11 protein-coding genes are annotated in these 19,502 nt (G+C 64.9%); 4 read left to right on the forward strand and 7 right to left on the reverse strand.

What is annotated here, in order from left to right:
- Nucleotides 1-21: 21 nt before the first annotated feature.
- A complete protein-coding gene (locus tag B9A11_RS09425; protein WP_058248140.1) occupies nucleotides 22-843 on the reverse strand; it encodes a glycosyltransferase family 32 protein in 822 nt (273 codons plus the stop codon).
- The gene (gene leuC, locus B9A11_RS09430) at nucleotides 843-2,246 is read right to left on the reverse strand and encodes a 3-isopropylmalate dehydratase large subunit (protein ID WP_058248141.1); all 1,404 of its coding nucleotides are present in this window, start codon (nucleotides 2,244-2,246) and stop codon (nucleotides 843-845) included. The genes B9A11_RS09425 and leuC overlap by 1 nt, the downstream gene beginning before the upstream one ends.
- A gap of 258 nt (nucleotides 2,247-2,504) precedes the next feature.
- On the opposite strand from leuC, the gene B9A11_RS09435 reads away from it, so the two are divergent.
- Both B9A11_RS09435 and B9A11_RS09440 read left to right on the forward strand, forming a co-directional pair.
- The gene (locus tag B9A11_RS09435) at nucleotides 2,505-3,845 is read left to right on the forward strand and encodes a mechanosensitive ion channel family protein (protein WP_058248142.1); all 1,341 of its coding nucleotides are present in this window, start codon (nucleotides 2,505-2,507) and stop codon (nucleotides 3,843-3,845) included.
- A gap of 352 nt (nucleotides 3,846-4,197) precedes the next feature.
- Nucleotides 4,198-5,367 carry an acetyl-CoA C-acyltransferase family protein gene (locus B9A11_RS09440; protein ID WP_058248227.1) on the forward strand — a complete coding sequence of 390 codons (1,170 nt, stop codon included), beginning with the start codon at nucleotides 4,198-4,200 and terminating at the stop codon, nucleotides 5,365-5,367.
- Nucleotides 5,368-5,468: 101 nt separating this feature from the next.
- Here B9A11_RS09440 and pbpC read toward each other — a convergent pair whose 3' ends face one another.
- The gene (gene pbpC, locus B9A11_RS09445; protein WP_058248143.1) at nucleotides 5,469-7,478 is read right to left on the reverse strand and encodes a penicillin-binding protein 1C; all 2,010 of its coding nucleotides are present in this window, start codon (nucleotides 7,476-7,478) and stop codon (nucleotides 5,469-5,471) included.
- The gene (locus B9A11_RS09450; protein ID WP_058248144.1) at nucleotides 7,475-12,892 is read right to left on the reverse strand and encodes an alpha-2-macroglobulin family protein; all 5,418 of its coding nucleotides are present in this window, start codon (nucleotides 12,890-12,892) and stop codon (nucleotides 7,475-7,477) included. The genes pbpC and B9A11_RS09450 overlap by 4 nt, the downstream gene beginning before the upstream one ends.
- Nucleotides 12,893-13,061: 169 nt before the next feature.
- Between B9A11_RS09450 and B9A11_RS09455 the strand changes: the two genes are divergently transcribed.
- Nucleotides 13,062-15,590 carry a response regulator gene (locus tag B9A11_RS09455; RefSeq protein ID WP_058248145.1) on the forward strand — a complete coding sequence of 843 codons (2,529 nt, stop codon included), beginning with the start codon at nucleotides 13,062-13,064 and terminating at the stop codon, nucleotides 15,588-15,590.
- Here B9A11_RS09455 and yaaA read toward each other — a convergent pair.
- The 3 genes from yaaA to B9A11_RS09470 all read right to left on the reverse strand — a co-directional run bounded on the left by yaaA (nucleotide 15,587) and on the right by B9A11_RS09470 (nucleotide 18,825).
- Nucleotides 15,587-16,354, reverse strand: a complete 768-nt coding sequence (gene yaaA / locus B9A11_RS09460; protein ID WP_058248146.1) for a peroxide stress protein YaaA — start codon at nucleotides 16,352-16,354, stop codon at nucleotides 15,587-15,589. The two genes, B9A11_RS09455 and yaaA, sit on opposite strands and share 4 nt — an antisense overlap.
- 27 nt (nucleotides 16,355-16,381) lie before the next feature.
- A complete protein-coding gene (gene recQ, locus B9A11_RS09465; RefSeq protein WP_058248147.1) occupies nucleotides 16,382-18,439 on the reverse strand; it encodes a DNA helicase RecQ in 2,058 nt (685 codons plus the stop codon).
- Nucleotides 18,440-18,531: 92 nt separating this feature from the next.
- Nucleotides 18,532-18,825, reverse strand: coding sequence for a YggT family protein (locus B9A11_RS09470; RefSeq protein WP_058248148.1), 294 nt, complete (start codon nucleotides 18,823-18,825; stop codon nucleotides 18,532-18,534).
- 128 nt (nucleotides 18,826-18,953) lie between these two features.
- On the opposite strand from B9A11_RS09470, the gene B9A11_RS09475 reads away from it, so the two are divergent.
- Nucleotides 18,954-19,493, forward strand: coding sequence for an acyl-CoA thioesterase (locus B9A11_RS09475; protein WP_058248149.1), 540 nt, complete (start codon nucleotides 18,954-18,956; stop codon nucleotides 19,491-19,493).
- The last annotated feature ends 9 nt before the right edge of the window (nucleotides 19,494-19,502 follow it).

Here is a 19,502-nt window from a genome sequence, read left to right on the forward strand (position 1 = left end):
CTCTCCTTGTTCTGGTGCCGCTCAGACGGCGATATCGAACCCGATTTCTCGGGCGTATTGGGCAATAAAGCTGCTCTTGGCGGGCATATGCTTGGTGTGGAACGGGCGGATCATCGACGCGTAAAGGTGCACGGTCAGCGTATCGAACGACAGGCTTTCCTCGGCGCCACCATGCGGGTTGAAAAAGACGTCCGAATAGACACCGCGCACCGGGTAATAGACCTCGGGGCGGCGCAGGTGGTTGTCTTCTTTCATCGCGCGGATGGTGTGGCGCAGCGCACGCGGCCCCACCGCCGGACGCACCAGCCGGAACGCAGTTTCAAGCCGGTTGCCGGGCTCTGCCGCGTCGACCTTGGCCTGTTGCGCGTCGTTCAGCCAGTGCGGCACGAAATGCGGGTCCTCGAACCAGTCGATCAACTGGTTCAGCGTCGCGGACTCGGGCGGAAGCCGCAGCACCGCGCCGTTGACCATCCCGCCATGTTCCTTACCGATGTGAAACGGATCATCCGGCAGGGGCTGGACACACAGCACGTCGCAGTCGACCCACATCATCGGGGTCTGCTTCAGCAAATACAGCCGAAACAGGTCTGAAACCATCGAGGCAGGCGCCTTGCCGTGGCCATGCGCCTTGCGGTCCCAGACCTCTGCGGCGGGGACGGTGTCCACGCCATCGGGGACCACCGGGGCCACGTCGGTGCCGTCGTAAAAGACGGTCACCTTGTGGCCATGGTGGACAAAGCTGGCGAGGCACAGTTGGTGCAGCCAATCCAGCTCTTTCCCGATCCAGAGGCTGGCCACCTCAAGGCGCGCGTGCGCCGAAGCGGTGGCCGATCCGTTGGTCATTACATCAGCTCCCGCACGTCGGTCAGGTGACCGGTCAGCGCCGCAGCGGCGGCCATGGCAGGCGACACAAGGTGCGTACGGCCCTTAAAGCCCTGACGCCCTTCGAAGTTGCGGTTCGAGGTCGAGGCGCAGCGCTCGTTCTCGGACAGCTGGTCGGGGTTCATCGCCAGACACATGGAGCAACCCGCCATACGCCATTCAAAACCGGCGTCGGTAAAGATCTTGTCCAGACCTTCTTCCTCGGCCTGCGCACGCACGAGGCCAGAGCCCGGCACGACCATGGCACGGCCCACCTTGATCTTCTTGCCTTCGACGATGGCTGCGGCGGCGCGCAGGTCTTCGATGCGGCCGTTGGTGCAGGACCCGATAAAGACGGTGTCGATCTCGATGTCGGTCAGCTTCTGGCCAGCTGTCAGGCCCATGTACTCGATCGAGCGGCGGGCCGCGTCGACCTTGCCGCCCTTGAAGGACTCGGGCGCAGGCACAACCGAAGAGATCGGCAGCACGTCCTCGGGCGAGGTGCCCCAGGTCACAACCGGCTCAATTTCTTCGCCTTTCAGCGTGACGACCTTGTCGAAATGCGCGCCTTCGTCGGTGAAGAGGGTCTTCCACCATGCCAGCGCGGCCTCGAACTGCGCGCCCTTGGGGGCGTGCGGGCGGCCTTTGACATACTCAAAGGTCTTCTCGTCGGGCGCGATCAGGCCAGCGCGGGCGCCGCCTTCGATGGCCATGTTGCAGACGGTCATGCGGCCTTCCATGGACAGATCGCGGATCGCCTCGCCACAGTATTCGATGACGTAGCCGGTGCCGCCGCCGGTGCCGGTCGCGCCGATCACAGCCAGGGTGATGTCCTTGGCGGTCACACCGGGGCGCAGCTTGCCGGTGATCTCGACCTTCATGTTCTTGGACTTCTTCTGGATCAGCGTCTGGGTGGCCAGAACGTGCTCGACCTCAGAGGTGCCGATGCCATGCGCCAGAGCGCCGAACGCGCCGTGGGTCGCGGTGTGGCTGTCGCCGCACACCACGGTCATGCCGGGCAGGGTCCAGCCTTGCTCGGGGCCGACGATGTGCACGATGCCCTGACGGACGTCGGTCACCGGGTAGTAGTGGATGCCGAATTCCTTGGCGTTGGTGTCCAGCGCGGCCACCTGAATGCGGCTGTCCTCGGGCATCTGGTCGGGGTTTTCACGGCCCAGCGTGGTCGGCACGTTGTGGTCCGGCACGGCGATGGTCTTTTCCGGTGCGCGCACGGTGCGGCCGGTCATACGCAGACCTTCGAAAGCCTGCGGCGAGGTCACTTCGTGCACGAGGTGACGGTCGATATACAGCAAGCAGGTGCCATCGGCGTCTTCGGATACGACGTGCGCATCCCAGATTTTATCATAGAGCGTCTTGGGGGACATGGGTCCTCTCCCGTAGTTTGTATGTGGGTATCAGGCGAATGGGGGCGCCCGCATATGGGGCGCGCAACGTCATAGACGGGCGAGCACCGTGAAGGTCGCGCCGTAAAAGCGTTCGCGCAGACGGGCGCGATCACCGACATTGAGAAACTTGGCCATGCGCAGCAGATACAGGCTGTGTGTGAGTCTATCAAGGGTTTCGCGCGTCTTGCCTTGGGGCGCGAATGGCTCATTATCTACTCAAAGTGGATAAAGGTGCCGATGGACCAGACTGACCCGCAGAACGTGTCGCTGCAAACCTTGCAGCAAGTTGTCGATTTCCTGACGGCAGAGGCGCTGGCGCTTTGGGCCGAGGCGCTGCGACCGTGGACCACCTATCAGATCCTGATCGCGCTGGGCGTCTTTGCGGTGGCGTGGCTGGGGGCCGCGGTGCTGGGCCCGCGTCTGAACGACTGGCTGCGCAGCCATGAAAACGCGCCGCGCTGGCGGTTGCGCGTCGGGCTGATGGTGCAGCGCCGGATGCGGATGATCCTTTTCGTGGTGCTGATCTGGATCACCTATCTGGTGATGAAAGAGTTCACCTGGGCGTCGCGGTCGTTCCTGTTGCGCGTGCTCGCAAACCTGACAACCGCGTGGCTGTTCATCGCCTTTGCCACCCGGCTGATTCAGAACCCGTTGCTGCGGTTCATTGCCCGCTACGGCGCGTGGACTTGGGCCACGCTGTCGGTGCTGGGCTGGACCGAAGAGGTGCAGGTCTGGCTGGATGCGGTGGCCTTTACCATGGGCGAGACGCGCTATTCCCTGTGGCTGCTGGTCAAGGCGGTGGTCATGCTGATGGTCATGCTGGGGGCCGCGCGGCTGCTGGCCGGAGCCTCGGCGGCCAGCATCAAGCGCAACGAAGACATCAGCCCCTCCATGCAGGTGCTGGCGGTCAAGGTGCTGCAAGTCATCCTGTTCGGCACGGCGTTCTTTGTGGCTGTACGGTCGGTCGGTGTCGATCTGACGGGGCTTGCGGTGCTGTCGGGGGCGATTGGCGTTGGCCTTGGCTTTGGCCTGCAAAAGGTCGTGTCCAACCTCGTGTCGGGGATCATCATCCTGCTGGACAAGTCGATCAAGCCCGGTGACGTCATCAGCCTTGGCGCGACGTTTGGCTGGATCAACGCGCTGGGCGCGCGCTATGTCAGCGTGGTGACGCGGGACGGCAAGGAATACCTGATCCCGAACGAAGACCTGATCACCGGCCAAGTGGTCAATTGGTCCCATTCGAACGAGTTTGTGCGGCTGGATATCCATTTCGGGACGGCCTATGGCGACGACCCCCACAAGGTGCGCAAGATCGCGGTTGAGGCGGCCAAGAGCGTGGACCGCGTGCTGACCTTTAAACCGCCGGTGTGTCACATCACGGGGTTCGGCGATTCTTCGGTGGATTACATCCTGCGATTCTGGATCCGGGATCCGACGCAGGGGCTGACCAACATTCGCGGGAACGTGTTCTTGGCGTTGTGGGACGCCTTTCAGGAGAATGGAATTTCCATTCCTTTCCCGCAGCGCGAAGTCACAATGCTGCAAGGCTCGGAATTGATGACAAAAGCGTTGGATTGAAAGCATTGGGGTGAATTTTAACCCGATGTTAGGAGCCATGGCGCCACCCTGCGGCCATGTCTCGTTCCGACGATAAATGGCGCCACGCCCCGTACCGTGTCGATGACGACGGTGTGCGGCCGCATGTGCCGCCCCGGGGGTTGTCCTCTCAGGGTAAAGACTCTCTCTGGAAGGGCTTGGTGCGGCTTGTGGGGTGGAAACGCCCCCACAAGCCGCCCAGCCCGCCCCAGATATATCGTCGGGGCTAAAGGGTTTCCTGTTGGGCGGCCAAAGGTTGCCGTGACGGAACGTATCGGCTGACAAAGGGGGTGGTCCCGCGCATAGTCCCTGCAATCACAGATTGGAGGGGACCATGGACGATATCTATATTCTTGGCGGGGCGCGCACGGCGATTGGCACCTTTGGCGGCAGCCTGTCTGGCGTTGCGCCGATTGATCTGGCCACGGCGGCCAGCAAGGCGGCACTAGAGCGGTCCGGCGTGGTGGGCGATCAGGTGGGGACGGTGGTCTTTGGCCACGTCATCAACACCGAGCCGCGCGATATGTACCTGTCGCGTGTGGCCGCGATGCAGGCCGGGGTGCCCGATACGGTGCCCGCGATGAACGTGAACCGGCTGTGCGGGTCGGGCGCGCAGGCGATTGTGTCTGCGGTGCAGGCATTGGCGCTGGGTGATGCTGACATTGCCTTGGCCGGTGGGGCCGAGTGTATGTCGCGCAGCCCATATATTGTGCAGGACCAGCGTTGGGGCGCGAAGATGGGCGATATTCGCACCTTGGACATGATGCTTGGCGCGCTGAACTGTCCGTTTGGCACGGGCCATATGGGCATCACCGCCGAGAACGTGGCCGCCGAGCATGACATCACCCGCGCGGCGCAGGACACCTTTGCGCTGGAAAGCCAGCGGCGCGCGGCGGCGGCCATCGAGGCGGGCTATTTCGACGAGCAGATCGTGCCGGTCGAGGTCAAGCAGCGCCGCGAGGTGTTGCAATTTGCCCGCGATGAGCACCCCAAGGCGACCACCGCCGAAGCGCTGGCCGGTCTGCGCCCTGCCTTCCAAAAGGATGGGACGGTGACGGCTGGGAATGCTTCGGGGATCAACGACGGGGCGGCGGCCTTGGTCTTGGCGCGTGGGGATGCGCTGGGCGGGCGGACGCCGCGCGCGCGGATCATCGGCTATGCCCACGCGGGCGTGCGCCCTGAGGTGATGGGCATTGGGCCTGTCCCTGCTGTCGAAGCGCTCTTGGCGCGCACCGGGATGAAGGCGTCTGATTTTGACGTGATCGAGTCGAACGAGGCCTTTGCCGCGCAGGCTTTGGCGGTGAACAAGGGCTTGGGGCTGGACCCGGCCAAGGTGAACCCGAATGGTGGCGCGATTGCTTTGGGTCACCCGGTGGGCGCGACAGGCGCGATCATCACCGTCAAGGCGATGTACGAGCTGGAGCGCACCGGCGGGTCCAAGGCTTTGATCACCATGTGCATTGGCGGCGGTCAGGGGATCGCCTTGGCCATCGAGCGCGTCTGATCCAGCGGTGCGCTGAAGCGCGCAGGTTTAGCGCTTGCGCGCCAGGGGGGAGGGCGCTGCCCTCCCCAAACCCCACCCGGGATATTTTTAAAGAGAAGAAGTCAGTTGAGTTCGATGGTGACGCGGCTGGCTTGGCCCTTGGCGTCGATGATGGCGAGGGTTGTGAAGCCTTTGGCCGTTAGGGGCGCGGTGAATTCGGGGCGGCGCAGGCCGGTTTGCAGGACGGTGTCGTTGGCGATGAGCGTGTAGGGTGCGCGACCGCCGCGCAGTTTGACGGGGACGCCTGCTGGACTGGTTTGAAGGGTGGCACCGTCGGGCGGGAAGCTGATTTTAAGCGTTTGCGTGGGTTCGCGCGGGCCGAAACGTTGCAGCGGCTCGGGGAGTTGGGCGTTGCTGAGCAGGAGCGTTTCCGGAGGTGGGGCGGGCAGCGGCGTGTGTTTGACGCGGGAGAGGGCTTGGAACAGGAGTGGGGCGGCGAGGTCGCCGCCAAACGCGCCGGGGACGGGGGTGCCGTCGGGGCGACCGATCCAGACGGTGGCAACGTAGCGGCCATCCCAGCCGATGGCCCAAGCGTCGCGGTGCCCGTAGGAGGTGCCGGTTTTATAGGCCACTTTGCCGGGTGGGCCAGCGGAGGCGGGGGGCGCGAGACCGGCGAGGATGTGGCCCACTTGCCAAGCGGCGGCGGGGCCGAGGATCGTGTTCTTGGCGTTGGTTTTGTCGGCTTTGCGCCACGTCAGCGGGGTTGTTTGGCCTCCGTTGGCGAGCGCGGCGTATAGCTGCGTCATTTCGGCGGGGGTTACACCGACACCGCCGAGGCTGAGCGCAAGGCCAGGAGCGCCGCCGGGAAGGCCCGGTTTGACGCCGGCTTTTTGCAGGGCGGTCATGAGGTGGGCGGGGCCGAGGGCTTCGGTCAGGCGCACCACGGGGATGTTCAGCGACAGCTGCAAGGCGCGGCGGACGGGCAGCTCGCCCCGGTACTGACCGTCGAAATTCTGCGGTGCGTAGTTGCCGAACTGCGCAGGGGCGTCGAGGATCAGCGTTTCGGGGTGGGCAAGCCCTCGGTCGAAGGCCAGCCCGTAGACCAGCGGTTTCAGGGTCGAGCCGGGGGACCGTTGCGCCTGCGTCATGTCGACAAAGCCTTGGCCCGCCTTGTTGGTGTAATCGGGCGAGCCGACGGAGGCGAGGATTTCCCCGGTTTGGTGATCGGCGAGGATGACAGCGGCGGACAGCCTGTCGGAGCGGCCCGTCATGTAGCGCGTCACCAGCGTCTCGAGGCTGGTTTGCACGGCGCGGTCCAGTGTCAGGTCGTGCCGCCCCGGACCAGAGGCGACGGCGCGGTCGGCCATATGCGGGGCAAGCTGCGGCATAGGGTGGCGTCCCAGCGGCGCGGGGTCCAGCTGGTCCGAGCGCGCCGCAGCCATGGGGATCACCCCGTCGCGGGCCATACGCAGCAGCACGCGGTTGCGGGCGGTGCGGGCGGCATCGGGGTGGCGGTCGGGGCGACGGCTCTCGGGCGCTTGGGGGAGCGCGACGAGCAAGGCGGCCTCGGCAGGTGTCAGGCGCGCAGGCTCCTTGCCCAGCCAGATCAGCGCAGCGGCGCGCAGGCCTTCGACGTTGCCGCCATAGGGCGCAAGGCCGAGGTAGAGCGACAGGATCTGCTTCTTGGTCAGGCGGCGTTCCAGCGCCAAGGCCAGCCGCATTTGCGCCAACTTGCCCTGCCATTGCCCGGTTGTGCCGTCGGTCAGCAGCCGCGCCACCTGCATCGTCAGGGTCGACGCGCCAGAGATCACCCGCCCGTTGCGCAGCACCTGCCACGCGGCGCGCGACGTGGCGATCAGGTCGATGCCGTGGTGGTGGTAAAACCGCTTGTCCTCGTAGGCGATCAGCATCTCGAAGAACAGCGGATCGACTTGGTCCAAGGCCACCTCCATCCTCCACAGCCCGCCGTCCACGGTGTAGGCGCGCAAGAGGTCGCCGTTGCGGTCGCGCACCTCGGGCGAGGTGGCGTGGATCAGCGGCGGAATCGGCGCGCTGTCCACCCAAGCGTCCAGCCGGTCGCGCGCAAACGCCACCAGCCAGAGCGCAAGGGCAAGGGTCAGCAGGCGCTTCACGGCAGCACGGTCACTTGGCCCGAGGCGGTCGTGGCGCGGTAGTCGGGGCGGTACATGTCCTCGACCAGCGCGGCGGGGTGGTGGAACGTGCCGGGCGACACCGCGCGCAGGATATAAGCCAGCCGGATCGGCTTGGTCCCGCCGTAGTCCAGCGCGGCGATAAAGCGGTCGCTACGGAACTCGGCGTGCTCGGCGCTAAAGGTATCCAGCCAGTCCAGCGCTCGCACATCGCCCGAGCGCAGCAGCGACGGGTTGTCGATCTCGAACCCGGCGGGCAGCGCGTCATCGACGATCAGCCGCGCGCGGGTCTTCTCGGCGGGGTGGATCGTGAGGACGGCGACCAGCCGCGTGCCTGCCTCAACCGGACCGCTGATCTTTTGCCCGTCCAGCGTGTAGTAGTCGCGGCTCAGCGCGTAGCCATAGCCGGTCGCGTCGGTCGCCACATCGGGCACGCCGAGGGTGGTCAGGGTCACGTCCGCCGGCTGGTTGCTGGTGTTTGTCAGCGCCATCGGCTCTAGCGTTTCGCCGTCCAGACGCCGCACAAACGGCCCGGCCAAGGGTGCGCCGTTCAGCGCCAGCCCCGAGACGGTGGGATCGGTCACCATGGCGTGCGCCGCCAGCAGCGCCCAGCTTTGCTCTTGGGTCGACAGGGCGCGATCGACGCTGCTGATCCGCAGGGCCAACGCGTCGCGGTCGACCGCCTCGGACCGGGCCTCGACCGCCAGCGACAGCACGCCTGCCGCGTCGCGCACGGTGCTGCCATAGTCGGCGCGGTACACAGACGCGCCGCTGCGGGTGCCAGCGATGCGGGCGGCGGCCTTGGCGAACATACGGTCGGCGCGCGGCTGATCGCCATAGCTCGCCAGTGCGGCCCCCAGCTGGGCCTGCGCCAGCGGCGTGGCAAAGGCATCGGCGCGCTCGTCGGCATAGTAGCGCAGATCGCCCATGGCCGCCGCGCCTTCGCGCGCCAGAACCATCAGCGCATAGGCGATGTCCTCCCCGCCGTCGTCGAAATCGGCGGCATAGGCGATGCGGGTCTTGAGGTTGTCCAAAGCGTTGCGGAAGGCCAAATCCGGCACCTCATGCCCCGCCGCACGCGCGCGGCTGAGGAAGTCGGTCACATAGGCATCCAGCCACGCATCGCCCGAGTACGCGCCCCACAGGCCAAAGGCACCGTTCGGGGCTTGGCGCGTCAGAACCTTGGTGATCGACTGGGCGATGCGCAGGTCCATGCGGTCCTTGTCGCCCAGCCCCAGCGGCTCGGCAATCGACGACATATAGAGCAGCGGCAAGGCCTTAGACGTTACCTGCTCGGTGCAGCCATAGGGGTAGCGATCCAAGGACGCCAGCAGCCCCGGCGCATCGAACCGCGCCAGCGGACCGGCGGACACCATGGCGCTGGACCCGGCCAGCCGCAGCCCGGCAAAGACTTCGCGGTCAAGGGTCAGCGTCTGCCCCGGCGCAAGGCTAAAGCGGCGCGTCGCCCCCACGGCGGGGTCATTGGCGCGCACGCCGAGGGTGAGTTTCTTGGTCAGCAGCGCGCCTTGCGGCGTTTGCAGCGTCACGTCGATGGTGTGGTCACCGATCAGGGCCGCGGCCAGCGCCACCTCGACCGAGGTTTTCCCCTGCTCGGGCAGCGTCACGCGCCGCGAAAGGGCGATCCCAAGGCCATCAGAGGTGACGGACAAAGGCATCTCGCCCGCGCCCCCTTTGGTGTGGGTGAACTCCAGCAGCAGGCGGCTGGTATCCCCGGGCGCAAGGAAGCGCGGCAGGGACGCGGCGATCACCACCGGATCACGCACCAGCACGTCCTGTTCGGCCTGCCCCACGGCGGTGTCGGTCCACGCCACGGCCATCAGCCGCACGGTGCCGTTGAAATCCGGCAGGTCAAAGCTGACCTCGGCCACGCCATCGCGCACGGTCACCGGACCAGAGAAAAAGGCCACGACGGCTTCGGTCGGAGGTGGGCTTTGCATCCGCATCGCAGCGCCAGCATCGCCGCCCGAGCGGATCGTGCCCATGGCGCCGTTCATCCCGTCGATCAGACGGCCATAGATGTCGCGGATTTCCACGCCCAGACGGCGCTGGCCAAAGTAATGCCCCGCAGGGTTGGGCGATCGAAAGCCCGTCAGGTTGAGAATCCCCAGATCGACGGCGGCGACGGTGACAAAGGCCTCGCCATCGGGGGCATCGACCTTGACTCGCGCGGTCAGCGGCGCACGCGGCGCGGCCTCAAGCGGCGCGTCAAAAGCGACGTTCAGCTTGCGCGCGCCGGGATCGACGGCGGCATGGGCCAGACCCAAAGCGCGGGCCGGGTTTTGCCCGGCGGTCACATCCATCGGGCGGATCACCTGCGCGGTGACATAGACGCCCGCGCCCCACTCATCCGTCACAGGCAGAGCCAGCGTGTTTTCGCCTTCGGTCACGTCCACCGCCTGCATGGAAATCACCCGATCCGCCAGCACGGTGACCAAGGCTTTGCCCGCATAGCGCGGCACCATCCGCAGGGTTGCGGTGTCTCCGGCCTGATAGGCGGGGGCGTCCAGCGACAGCTCGAGCATATCGGGCGTGTCGCGGGCGGTCGCAGGCGCGTACCAGCCCGCGGAAAAGCCCATGGACGCCGCCAGATAGGGGCCATCGGTGCGCTCGACCACCACTTCGTACTGGCCCCAGTCCACGTCCCCGGCGATGCTCAAGGGCTGATCGCCCAGCGCGCCGCTGCCCTTGGCGACGGTTTCGCGCGTGGTAATCGGCTCCCAATCCCAAGAGCCATAGCGCTGGTACCACTGGTAGCGCGTGCGCACGCGGTTGATCTGCCAGTCTACCTGCATCTGGGTCGGTTGCAGATCGGGGCCAAGGGCGATCACGTCGAAACGCGCCTCGGACCCTTCGGGCAGGTCGTCGTCAAAGGCGGGCCGGATGCCGATCATCGGCGTCGGCGGCGTCACATCGCGGGTGATGCGGCGTTCCACCGGACGGCCAGAGGCTTCGGCCAGACGCAGGGTGATGCGCGCGCTCATGGGGCGGCCCTGCGCGTCGATCTCGGGGATCGGCAGGGTCAGCGCGGCCTTGCCGTTCGCGTCGGTCACCAGATCGGCGTCAAAGCTGTTGGTGCGGTAGGCGGCGCTGTCGTCGTGGCGGCCAAAGCGATAGCGGTCAAAGCCGTCCAGCGTGGTGGCGGTGCTCAGACGCAGTTCGCCCTCGATGGTCAGATCGGCCCCCGGCGCGCCGAACAGATAGCGCGCGTCGACGTCCAGTTTCGGCGGCGACAGCGGGTTGATGGGGCCTTCGGGCAGGCTCAGGTCAAAGTCGATGCGCTCGGGGACGAAGTCTTCGACCAGCAGCGCAGTGCTGGCCAGAGCGTCCGCCTTTGGGTCGGCGTGGATCGCCAGTTGCCACGTGCCGCGCGGGGCGGAGGCTGCCAGAGGCAGGTCGAACACATGCCCGCCCGCCGTGCCACCGTCCGAGACGTGGCGCGAATATTCCACACCATCGGGGCGCGTCAGGATCGCGGTCAGCGGCACGCCGTCGATGGCCGCCGCGCGGGCGTCGCGCAGCAGGGCGGTGGCGTGGATCACTTCGGCGGTGCGATAGACGCCGCGGTCGGTGGTCAGGAATAGGTCCATGTCGCCCGCAGGGGCGCGGCCTTCGACGCCGCGGTCGGACAGGTCAAAAGCTGGGTCGGTCAGCGACAGGAACGCGAGGTCTTCGTCGCCTCGGCGCGCCATTACCAGCGCGGGGGATGCCCCCCCGGTGCCGCGCAGCAGCCCCGGCGCAAAGCGCGCGATGCCGTTTGTGTCGGTCACGGCGGTGTCCAGCACGCGGTTGGCACTGGCCAGCAGCTGCACTTCGACACCCGCCAGCGCCGAGGCATCGCCCAGATCGCGGGCAAAGACGGTCAGCCCGTCATTCCCCTGCATTGTCGTCAGGCCGATGTCGGACAGGATGAACCACTGCGTTGCGCGGGCGCGGTCTCTGCCGTCGCCCGGCTCTACGGCAGTCAGCGCATAGACCCCGGCGGGCAGATTGCCCAAGGCCTCGCCCATGGGCAGTCGCGTCAGCATCTGGGTGTTCAGCTCGTTGCCAACCTCGCCCTCGCCGGTCCAGATCACCTCGGCCAGATCGTCGGCGAAATACTCCTCGTCGTAGCGCCCCAGCGGCAGGCCAAAGTAGCGATCCTTGATGGCGCGCAAGAGGTTACGGTCAGACAGCCGATAGAGATTAAGGTTAATCGACGAGAGGTTAACAGTCTCGATGGGCAGACCTGCGTCCGCCGTGCGCGGCAGCACATAGGCGCGCCCCGGAAAGCTGATCGCTGGCGAGCGGTCGCGCACATAGGCGGTGATTGGCACGTCGCGCAGCAGCGTCTCGCCCGACGCAGCAGGCAGCCCGGCGCGCAGGGTCAGCGTATAGCGCTGGCCGTGTTCCACGCCGGTCACGCAAAGGCGCTGATCGTCCGAGGTGACCGCCAGACGCGGATCGGGCAGGCGCACGAAGGGGGCGTAGTCCTGCCCCACGCGCACCAGAGGTTCCGAGAATTCGGCGCAGATCTGCGGCGCGGCATTGTCCGCCTCGACGCTATGCTCGACCACGCGAAAACCGTACTTGCCAATCGCCTTGTCCAGCGCCTCGGAAATGTCGGCGCGGGGCGACAGATCAGCGGCCATGCGCAGCGGTTCCATTGAGGCCCGCCCGCGCCGCGCCTCTTGCAGACCCAAGGCCACGCCATAAAGCGCATCCGCCATCAGCGCGTCGTCATCGCTGCGCAGGTAGGCGTTGAGCGCGGCATACAAGGCGCGCTCAAAATACTTACGTTTGTCAGCGCCTTGGGTGTTCGCGGCATAGTCGCGCGACCAGTTCGCGTATTGCAGCCAATGCGCGGGGTCATCCGATTGCGCCAAGGCCGCGCCGGTCCAGTTGATGGCGTCGACCATGTTGCCCGCCGCGCGCGCTTGGGTCGCCGCATCCATCAGCGCGCTGACGGTCCACTGCCCGCCGGAATGGCGCAGGGCGAGCGCCGAGGCTTCGTTCCACGCGCGGGAAAAGTCGCTGTCTGTCAAAAAGTGAAGCTCGGCCCGGCGCAGGGCGGCGCGGGCGGTGGCCTCTTGGGATACGGCAACGACGCGCCCCGAGATCGCCCCATCATAGCTGAGCCGGTCTGACACGTCCGATTTCGGGAAACAGGCGTTTGTGCGCGTGTTAAAGGTAAAGGCGATGCAGGCCGGGTTGGCCAGACAGGTCCGTTCGCACGCATTGTAAGAGGTGTCGAACAGCTGCTGCAAATCGGACCCTGCATAGTCGATGTCCCGCGTGACGACGACGCGGCGATCGGGGATCGCCTCTTGGGCATTGACCGTTGGCGCCATGGAAAAACCGAACAAACCGAACACAAGGGCGCGCGTGAATGGACGCATGGAAAGCTCCTTTTCTCGATCAATGACCGTAAAATATGGCCCAAGCCTAACACCGGGACGCAGATTCGCAGCGTCCGGCATTCCATACCCGCCTGTCCTTGATCTGATCGCTTTAAGTGGTTCTTCACGACAATCGTTCAAAAGGAAGTGGAATCTCGGAGGGTTTCGGATGGATCTGGCCGCTCAGTTGGCCAAGGAACGACGCGCGCGGCTGGCGGCGGAACGGTTGCTTGAACTCAAGCAGGCCGAGTTGGTCGAGGCCAACCGGCGGCTGGGCAAGCACGCCCTCAAGCTAAGCAACGAAATCCGCGAGACCCGCACGCTGGTCGCCGAAACCCAGAGCGAAAACATCCGCGTCAAGAATGAGCTGGGCGTGGTCACGCATCAGTTCAACGTGGTGACGGAACAGCTGTGGGCGGCGCTGGAAACGATCCGCGACGGCTTTGCCATGTACGACGCCGATCACAAGATGGAGCTGGCCAACCCCGCCTATCTTGCCACTTTTGAAGGGTTGGAAAACATCACGCCCGGCGTGCCCTATGCCGACTTGCTTGATACCCTGTGCGACGAGGGGCTGGTCGACCTTCAGGGAGAGAGCCCCGCTGACTGGAAACAGCGAATGCTGGATCGCTGGAACGTGACGCCGATCCCGGTGGAAACCCTGCGCCTTTGGAACGGCCAGTTCATCAAGGTGCAGGATCGCAGGCTTCCCGATGGCGGGATTGTTTCCCTGTGTGTGAATATGACAGAGATCATGCGCCTGTGGTCCGCCATGCAGGAACTGCCCGACGGCTTTGTCATCTACGACGCAGAGGACCGTCTGCTGATGTGCAACCAGCCCTACCGCGAGATGTACAAGGCGTCCGCCCCCGCCATCGTGCCCGGTGCGACGTTCGAGGAAATCCTGCGTTACGGTCTGGAATGCGGCCAATACGCCGAGGCGGCGGGCCGCGAGGAAGAGTGGCTCGAAGAGCGGCTCGACATGCACAGACGCGCCGAAACCGAGATGGAACAGCAGCTGGACGATGGGCGCTGGCTGCGCATTTACGAACGCGAAACCTCTGACGGGGGACGCGTTGGGCTGCGCATCGACATCACCCAGATCAAAGAGGATCAAAAGCGTCTAAAAGAGGCGACCAACCGCGCCGAGGCGGCGAACCGCGCCAAATCCGCCTTCCTCGCCAATATGTCCCACGAGATTCGCACGCCAATGAATGGGGTCGTGGGCATGGCCGATCTGCTGATGGACACCACGCTGGACGACGAGCAAGAGTTGTACATTGAGACGATCCGCAGCTCTGGCGAGGCGCTGTTGGTCATCATCAACGACATTCTTGATTATTCGAAAATCGAGGCGGAAAAGCTGCAACTGCACCCCGAACCCTTTGATCTGGAACGGGCCATCCATGAGGTTGTCATGCTGCTGCAACCCACAGCCCGAGACAAGGACATCTCGCTGTTGGTGGACTACGACATGTTCCTGCCCACGCGCTTTATCGGGGATGCCGGCCGCATCCGGCAGATCATGACCAACCTTTTGGGCAACGCGGTGAAATTCACCGTCGAAGGGCATGTTCTGGTGCGGGTGGTCGGCTTTGCCGAGGATGACGGGCGCGCCGCGATCCATCTGACCATCGAGGACACCGGGATCGGCATCCCCGCCGACAAGGTCGAGCACGTCTTCGGCGAGTTCAACCAGGTCGAGGATGAGCGCAACCGCCAGTTCGAGGGCACCGGACTGGGGCTGGCGATCACCCGCCGCTTGGTCGAGCTGATGGGCGGTGAGGTCTGGGTCGAATCCGAACTCGGCAAGGGCAGTTGCTTTGGCCTGCGGATCATTCTGCCCACCGAAGAGCCGATGGTCTATCAATCCGCGCAGCTTCCCGCCCATCTCAAGCGCGTTCTGGTGGTGGATTCGCACACCGCCAATCGGATGATCCTCTTGAAACAGCTCGATATTCTGGGGCTGACGACCGACTATTGCACCACCGGATCCGAGGCGATCGACCAGATGTCCAACCCGCCGGATCTGTTGGTGATTGACCAGGAATTGCCGGACATGGAGGGGATGGAATTGGTGGCGCAACTGACCCACACGGGCCATCGCATCCCGGTGATCCTGCTGTCGGACACCCCCGGTCAGATCCAAGCCGTGGACGGGGCCGAGGTGCAGGCAATCTTGCAAAAACCGGCCCCGCGCCGTGCCCTGTTCGAGGCGCTGGCGCAGGTGGAACCGGCCTTTGTCCCGCCTGGCGAGACCGAAGACGTCACCGCTGCCCCGCAAGGTGAAACGCGGCTCAATGTCTTGGTGGCCGAGGACAACAAGACGAACCAGCTGGTTTTCTCTAAGATGATCAAGGGCTTCGACGTAGAGCTACGCTTTGCCAACAATGGGGTCGAGGCGGTCGAAGCCTTTCAGGATCATCGCCCCGACATCATTTTCATGGACATTTCCATGCCCCGGATGGACGGCAAACAAGCCACCCGCGAAATCCGCCGTCTCGAAGGGGGCGGGCCGCGCGTGCCGATCATTGCGGTGACGGCGCACGCTATGGCCGGTGACCGCGAAGGCATCCTTGAGGCGGGTTTGGACGACTACCTGACAAAGCCGCTGCGCAAGGCGGCGTTGGCGGACAAACTGGCCACCTACACCCAACCCAAGGATGACGCGCACAAGGATGGCAAGATGGTGTCTTAGCTATCCGCGCGCAAGAATGCGGGCTTGTCCGGCGTGGACAGGTCGGGCTGATAGGCGTAGCCACCGCTGTCAAACTCCAGCAAGGCGTCAGGGTCGGTCAGGCGGCGCTGGATCACGTAGCGCGCCATCGCGCCGCGCGCCTTTTTCGCATAGAACGACACGATTTTGGGGCCGCCGGGCTTGTCCTCGTAGAATTGCGGCGTGACCACGCGCAGGTTCAGCGCCTTTAGGTCCACCGCGCCGAAATACTCTTGGCTTGCGCAATTCACCAAGGTCTGCGTCCCAAGCTCGGCCCCGCGCGCGTTCAATTCCTGCGCGATCTGGTCGCCCCAATAGTCGTACAGGTTTTTGCCGCGCGGGTTTTTCAGCCGCGAGCCCATTTCCAGACGGTAGGCCTGCATCGCGTCCAAGGGGCGCAACACCCCGTAAAGACCGGACAAAATCCGCAAGTGATCCTGCGCCCAGGCCATTTCTTCGGCGTCCAGAGACCCGGCCTCGAGCCCCTGATAGGTGTCGCCGGCAAAGGCCAGCGCGGCGGGGCGCAGCGCGTCACCTTCGGGCGTATCGGAATAGGCGCGGAACCGGTCGACGTTCAGCTTGGCCAGATCGTCGGACAGGTGCATCAGTTTCTTCAGCTCGGGCTGGGTCAGCGCGGCGGCGACCTCGGCCAAGGCGTCGGCGTCCGGTTTGAAAACCGGCTCGGTCATTTCGGTGTCGCGGGCGTCCCAATTCAGCTTTTTCGCCGGGGAAATCACAACCAGCATCGCATTCCTCCTGTGTTGGGGGTGGACCTAGTCCGCCTGACGCAGAACGTCCAGAAAGGCGGGGCCGAAACGTTCCGTCCGTTTGTCGCCCAAAATGCGTTCGATTTTATCCAACCCGTCCGGGCGAAGTTCGGCCAGCTTGGCCAGCAAGGACGCCGAGCAGGACAGCGGTTTGTCGGTGCCATCGGGTCCGCGCGTCAATTCGGACTGCGCGGCCAACAGGGCGTCGTAAATCTCGCCCGCCCCGCGCGAGGCCAGCTTGCGCCGCTGCGGGTGGACCTCTTCGGCGGCGCCGTTCAGCACCTCAAGGAAAGCGGCGCCATAGCGTTCCAGTTTCTTGGCCCCGATGCCGGAAATCCGTGCCATCTGATCAAGGTTTGCGGGACGCTTTTCTGCCATTTCGATCAAGGTCTTATCGGGAAAGATCACATAGGCGGGGGCGCGGGCGGCCTCTGCCAGGGCGCGGCGTTTGGCCTTGAGCGCGCTTAGCATCGGGGCGTCTTCGTCGGACACCAAAGCCTTGACCGCGGGCCGCCGCTCGGACGCCTTGGCGAGGATGTCCTTGCGCAGCTGGATCGTCTCTTCGCCGCGCAGGATCGGGCGGGCGCGGTCGGTCATGACCAACGCGCCATGGCGTTCCGCGTCGGGGCGCATCAGGTCGTGCCCCATCATCTGACGGAACACGGCCTGCCATTGGCCGCGCGACAGGTCCTTGCCGATGCCAAAGGTCGGCAGGCTGTCATGGCCGCGCTGTTTGACCTTATCCGTGTCCTTGCCCAGCAAAATGTCGATCAAATGCCCGGCACCAAAGCTTTCGCCAGTGCGCAGGGCCGCCGAGAGCCCCTTGCGCACCGCCTCGGTGGCGTCGAACAGCTCGGGCGGGCGGTCGCACAGATCGCAGTTGCCGCAGGTATCGCCGGCCTCTTCGCCGAAATACGCCAAAAGCGCTTTACGCCGACAGCCCAGAGCCTCGGCCAGCCCGAGCAAGGCGTTCAACCGCCCATGATCGGCGGCGCGGCGCTCGGGGGGCGCGAGGCCTTCGTCAATTTGCGAACGGCGCAGGCGGATATCTTCGGGACCGTAGAGCGTCATCGTCTCGGCAGGCGCGCCATCGCGGCCCGCGCGGCCAATCTCTTGATAATAGGCCTCAATCGACTTGGGCAGATCGGCGTGGGCGACCCAGCGAATGTCGGGTTTGTCCACGCCCATGCCAAAGGCGACGGTGGCGCAGACGATCAACCCATCCTCGGTGGCAAAGCGTTCCTCGACAGAGCGGCGGTCGTCGGCTTCCATCCCGCCGTGGTAATGACAGGCGCTGTGGCCCTCGTCGCGCAGCGCCTTGGCCAGCCCTTCGGTCTTGGCGCGGGTGCCACAATAGACAATCCCGGCGCGACCCCGGCGCGCGGCGGCAAAGGACAGGATCTGCGCGCGCGGCCCGTCCTTGGGTTGAAACGCAAGGTGAATGTTCGGCCGGTCAAAGCCGCGCAGAAAGGTCGACGGCTGCGCGCCGCCAAATAGCCGCGAGACGATCTCCTGTTGCGTTTCAAGGTCGGCGGTGGCGGTGAAGGCGGCCAGCGGCACCCCCAAAGCGTTCCTCAACTCGCCGATGCGCAGGTAATCGGGGCGGAAATCATGGCCCCATTGGCTGACGCAATGCGCCTCATCGACAGCGATCAGTGACACGCCCGCGGTCTGCAACATCCGCTGCGTGCCGCCGTTCGCCAGCCGTTCAGGCGCGAGATACAGCAGCTTCAGCTCGCCGCGTTGCATCATGTCCCAGACGGCGTCGTTTTCCTCTTCGGTGTTGCCAGAGGTCAGCGCGCCCGCCGCCACGCCCGCCTCGCGCAGGCCGCGCACCTGGTCGCGCATCAAGGCAATCAGCGGGGAAATCACCACGGTGATCCCACCGCGCATCAGCGCAGGCAGTTGGAAACACAGCGATTTCCCGCCCCCCGTGGGCATGATCGCCAGCACATTTTCGCCCTGTGCCACGGCCTCGACAATTTCGCCCTGACCGGGGCGAAAGGCATCGAAACCAAAGATGTCCTTTAACAGCGCCTCGGCGGACGCGGCATCACGGGGCATGGGGTTATCCTGCGAGATGGGCACAATATCTGCTTTGGGCCGCACAATCTCATACTAGGATTCGGTGAATCAACCCCGAACCGGGCCGATCGTCAGAACGAGTAAAAGAACCCGGCGTTGTTCGTCAGCACGATCCGCAGGATCATCAGGCCGATCAAGGCGACCAGCGGCGCAAGGTCCAGACCGCCCATCTGCGGCAAGACACTGCGAATGCGGGAATAAACCGGATCAAGGATGCGGTTCAGGCCGTCCCAGATCTGTGCAACCAGCGGCTGGCGCAGGTTCAGCACCTGAAAGTTGATCAACCAGCTCATGATCACATGCGCGATGATGATGAACCACGCGATGTCGAGAAGAAGCATGATGATCTGAAACAGGGACTGCATGGGCCGGATTTCCTTTTGACAACTGCGCAAGAGGTAAGCGCCAAAGCCCAAAGAAACAAGTCTGCCGCCGCGTCTTGGTTGACGTTGCTGCCGCAGCGCAGCAATCAGGGCGCAAAGGAGACCTGCCGATGTATCCGTTCTTTCGCCTGTTCAAGGACATGGCCCGCGCCCGCAAGATGCCCAAGCTGGGGCTGTATGACACCCATGTGTCCCACCACATCTGTCTGCCGTGGGATCTGGACCTGTGGAACGAGCTAAATAACGGGCGCACGCTGACGATCTACGATCTGGGGCGGATTCCCTTGGCGCAGCGCAGCGGCTTGTTCGATCTGCTCAAGCGCGAGCGTTGGGGGCTGACGATTGCCGGGTCCGTGGTGCGATATCGCCGCCGCGTGCAGATGTTCCACAAGCTGGAAACCCATTCGCGGCTGCTGGGCCGGGATAAACGCTTTCTCTATATCGAGCAGAGCATGTGGAAAACCGATGGCGAGTGTTCCTCGCACGCAGTGTTCCGCGCGGCAATTACGGATCGCAATGGGATTGTGACCACGGATCGGATCTTTGCCGCCCTGCAAACGGATGAGCCCAGCCCCGAGCTGCCCGCATGGGTCCAAAAGTGGAGCGAGGCCGAAGACCTGCGCCCCTGGCCCCCGCAAAAGCATCGCTGACCGGATCGG

Origin of the sequence: Tropicibacter naphthalenivorans (genome assembly GCF_900176475.1) — a bacterium.
Taxonomy (GTDB): Bacteria; Pseudomonadota; Alphaproteobacteria; order Rhodobacterales; family Rhodobacteraceae; genus Tropicibacter; species Tropicibacter naphthalenivorans.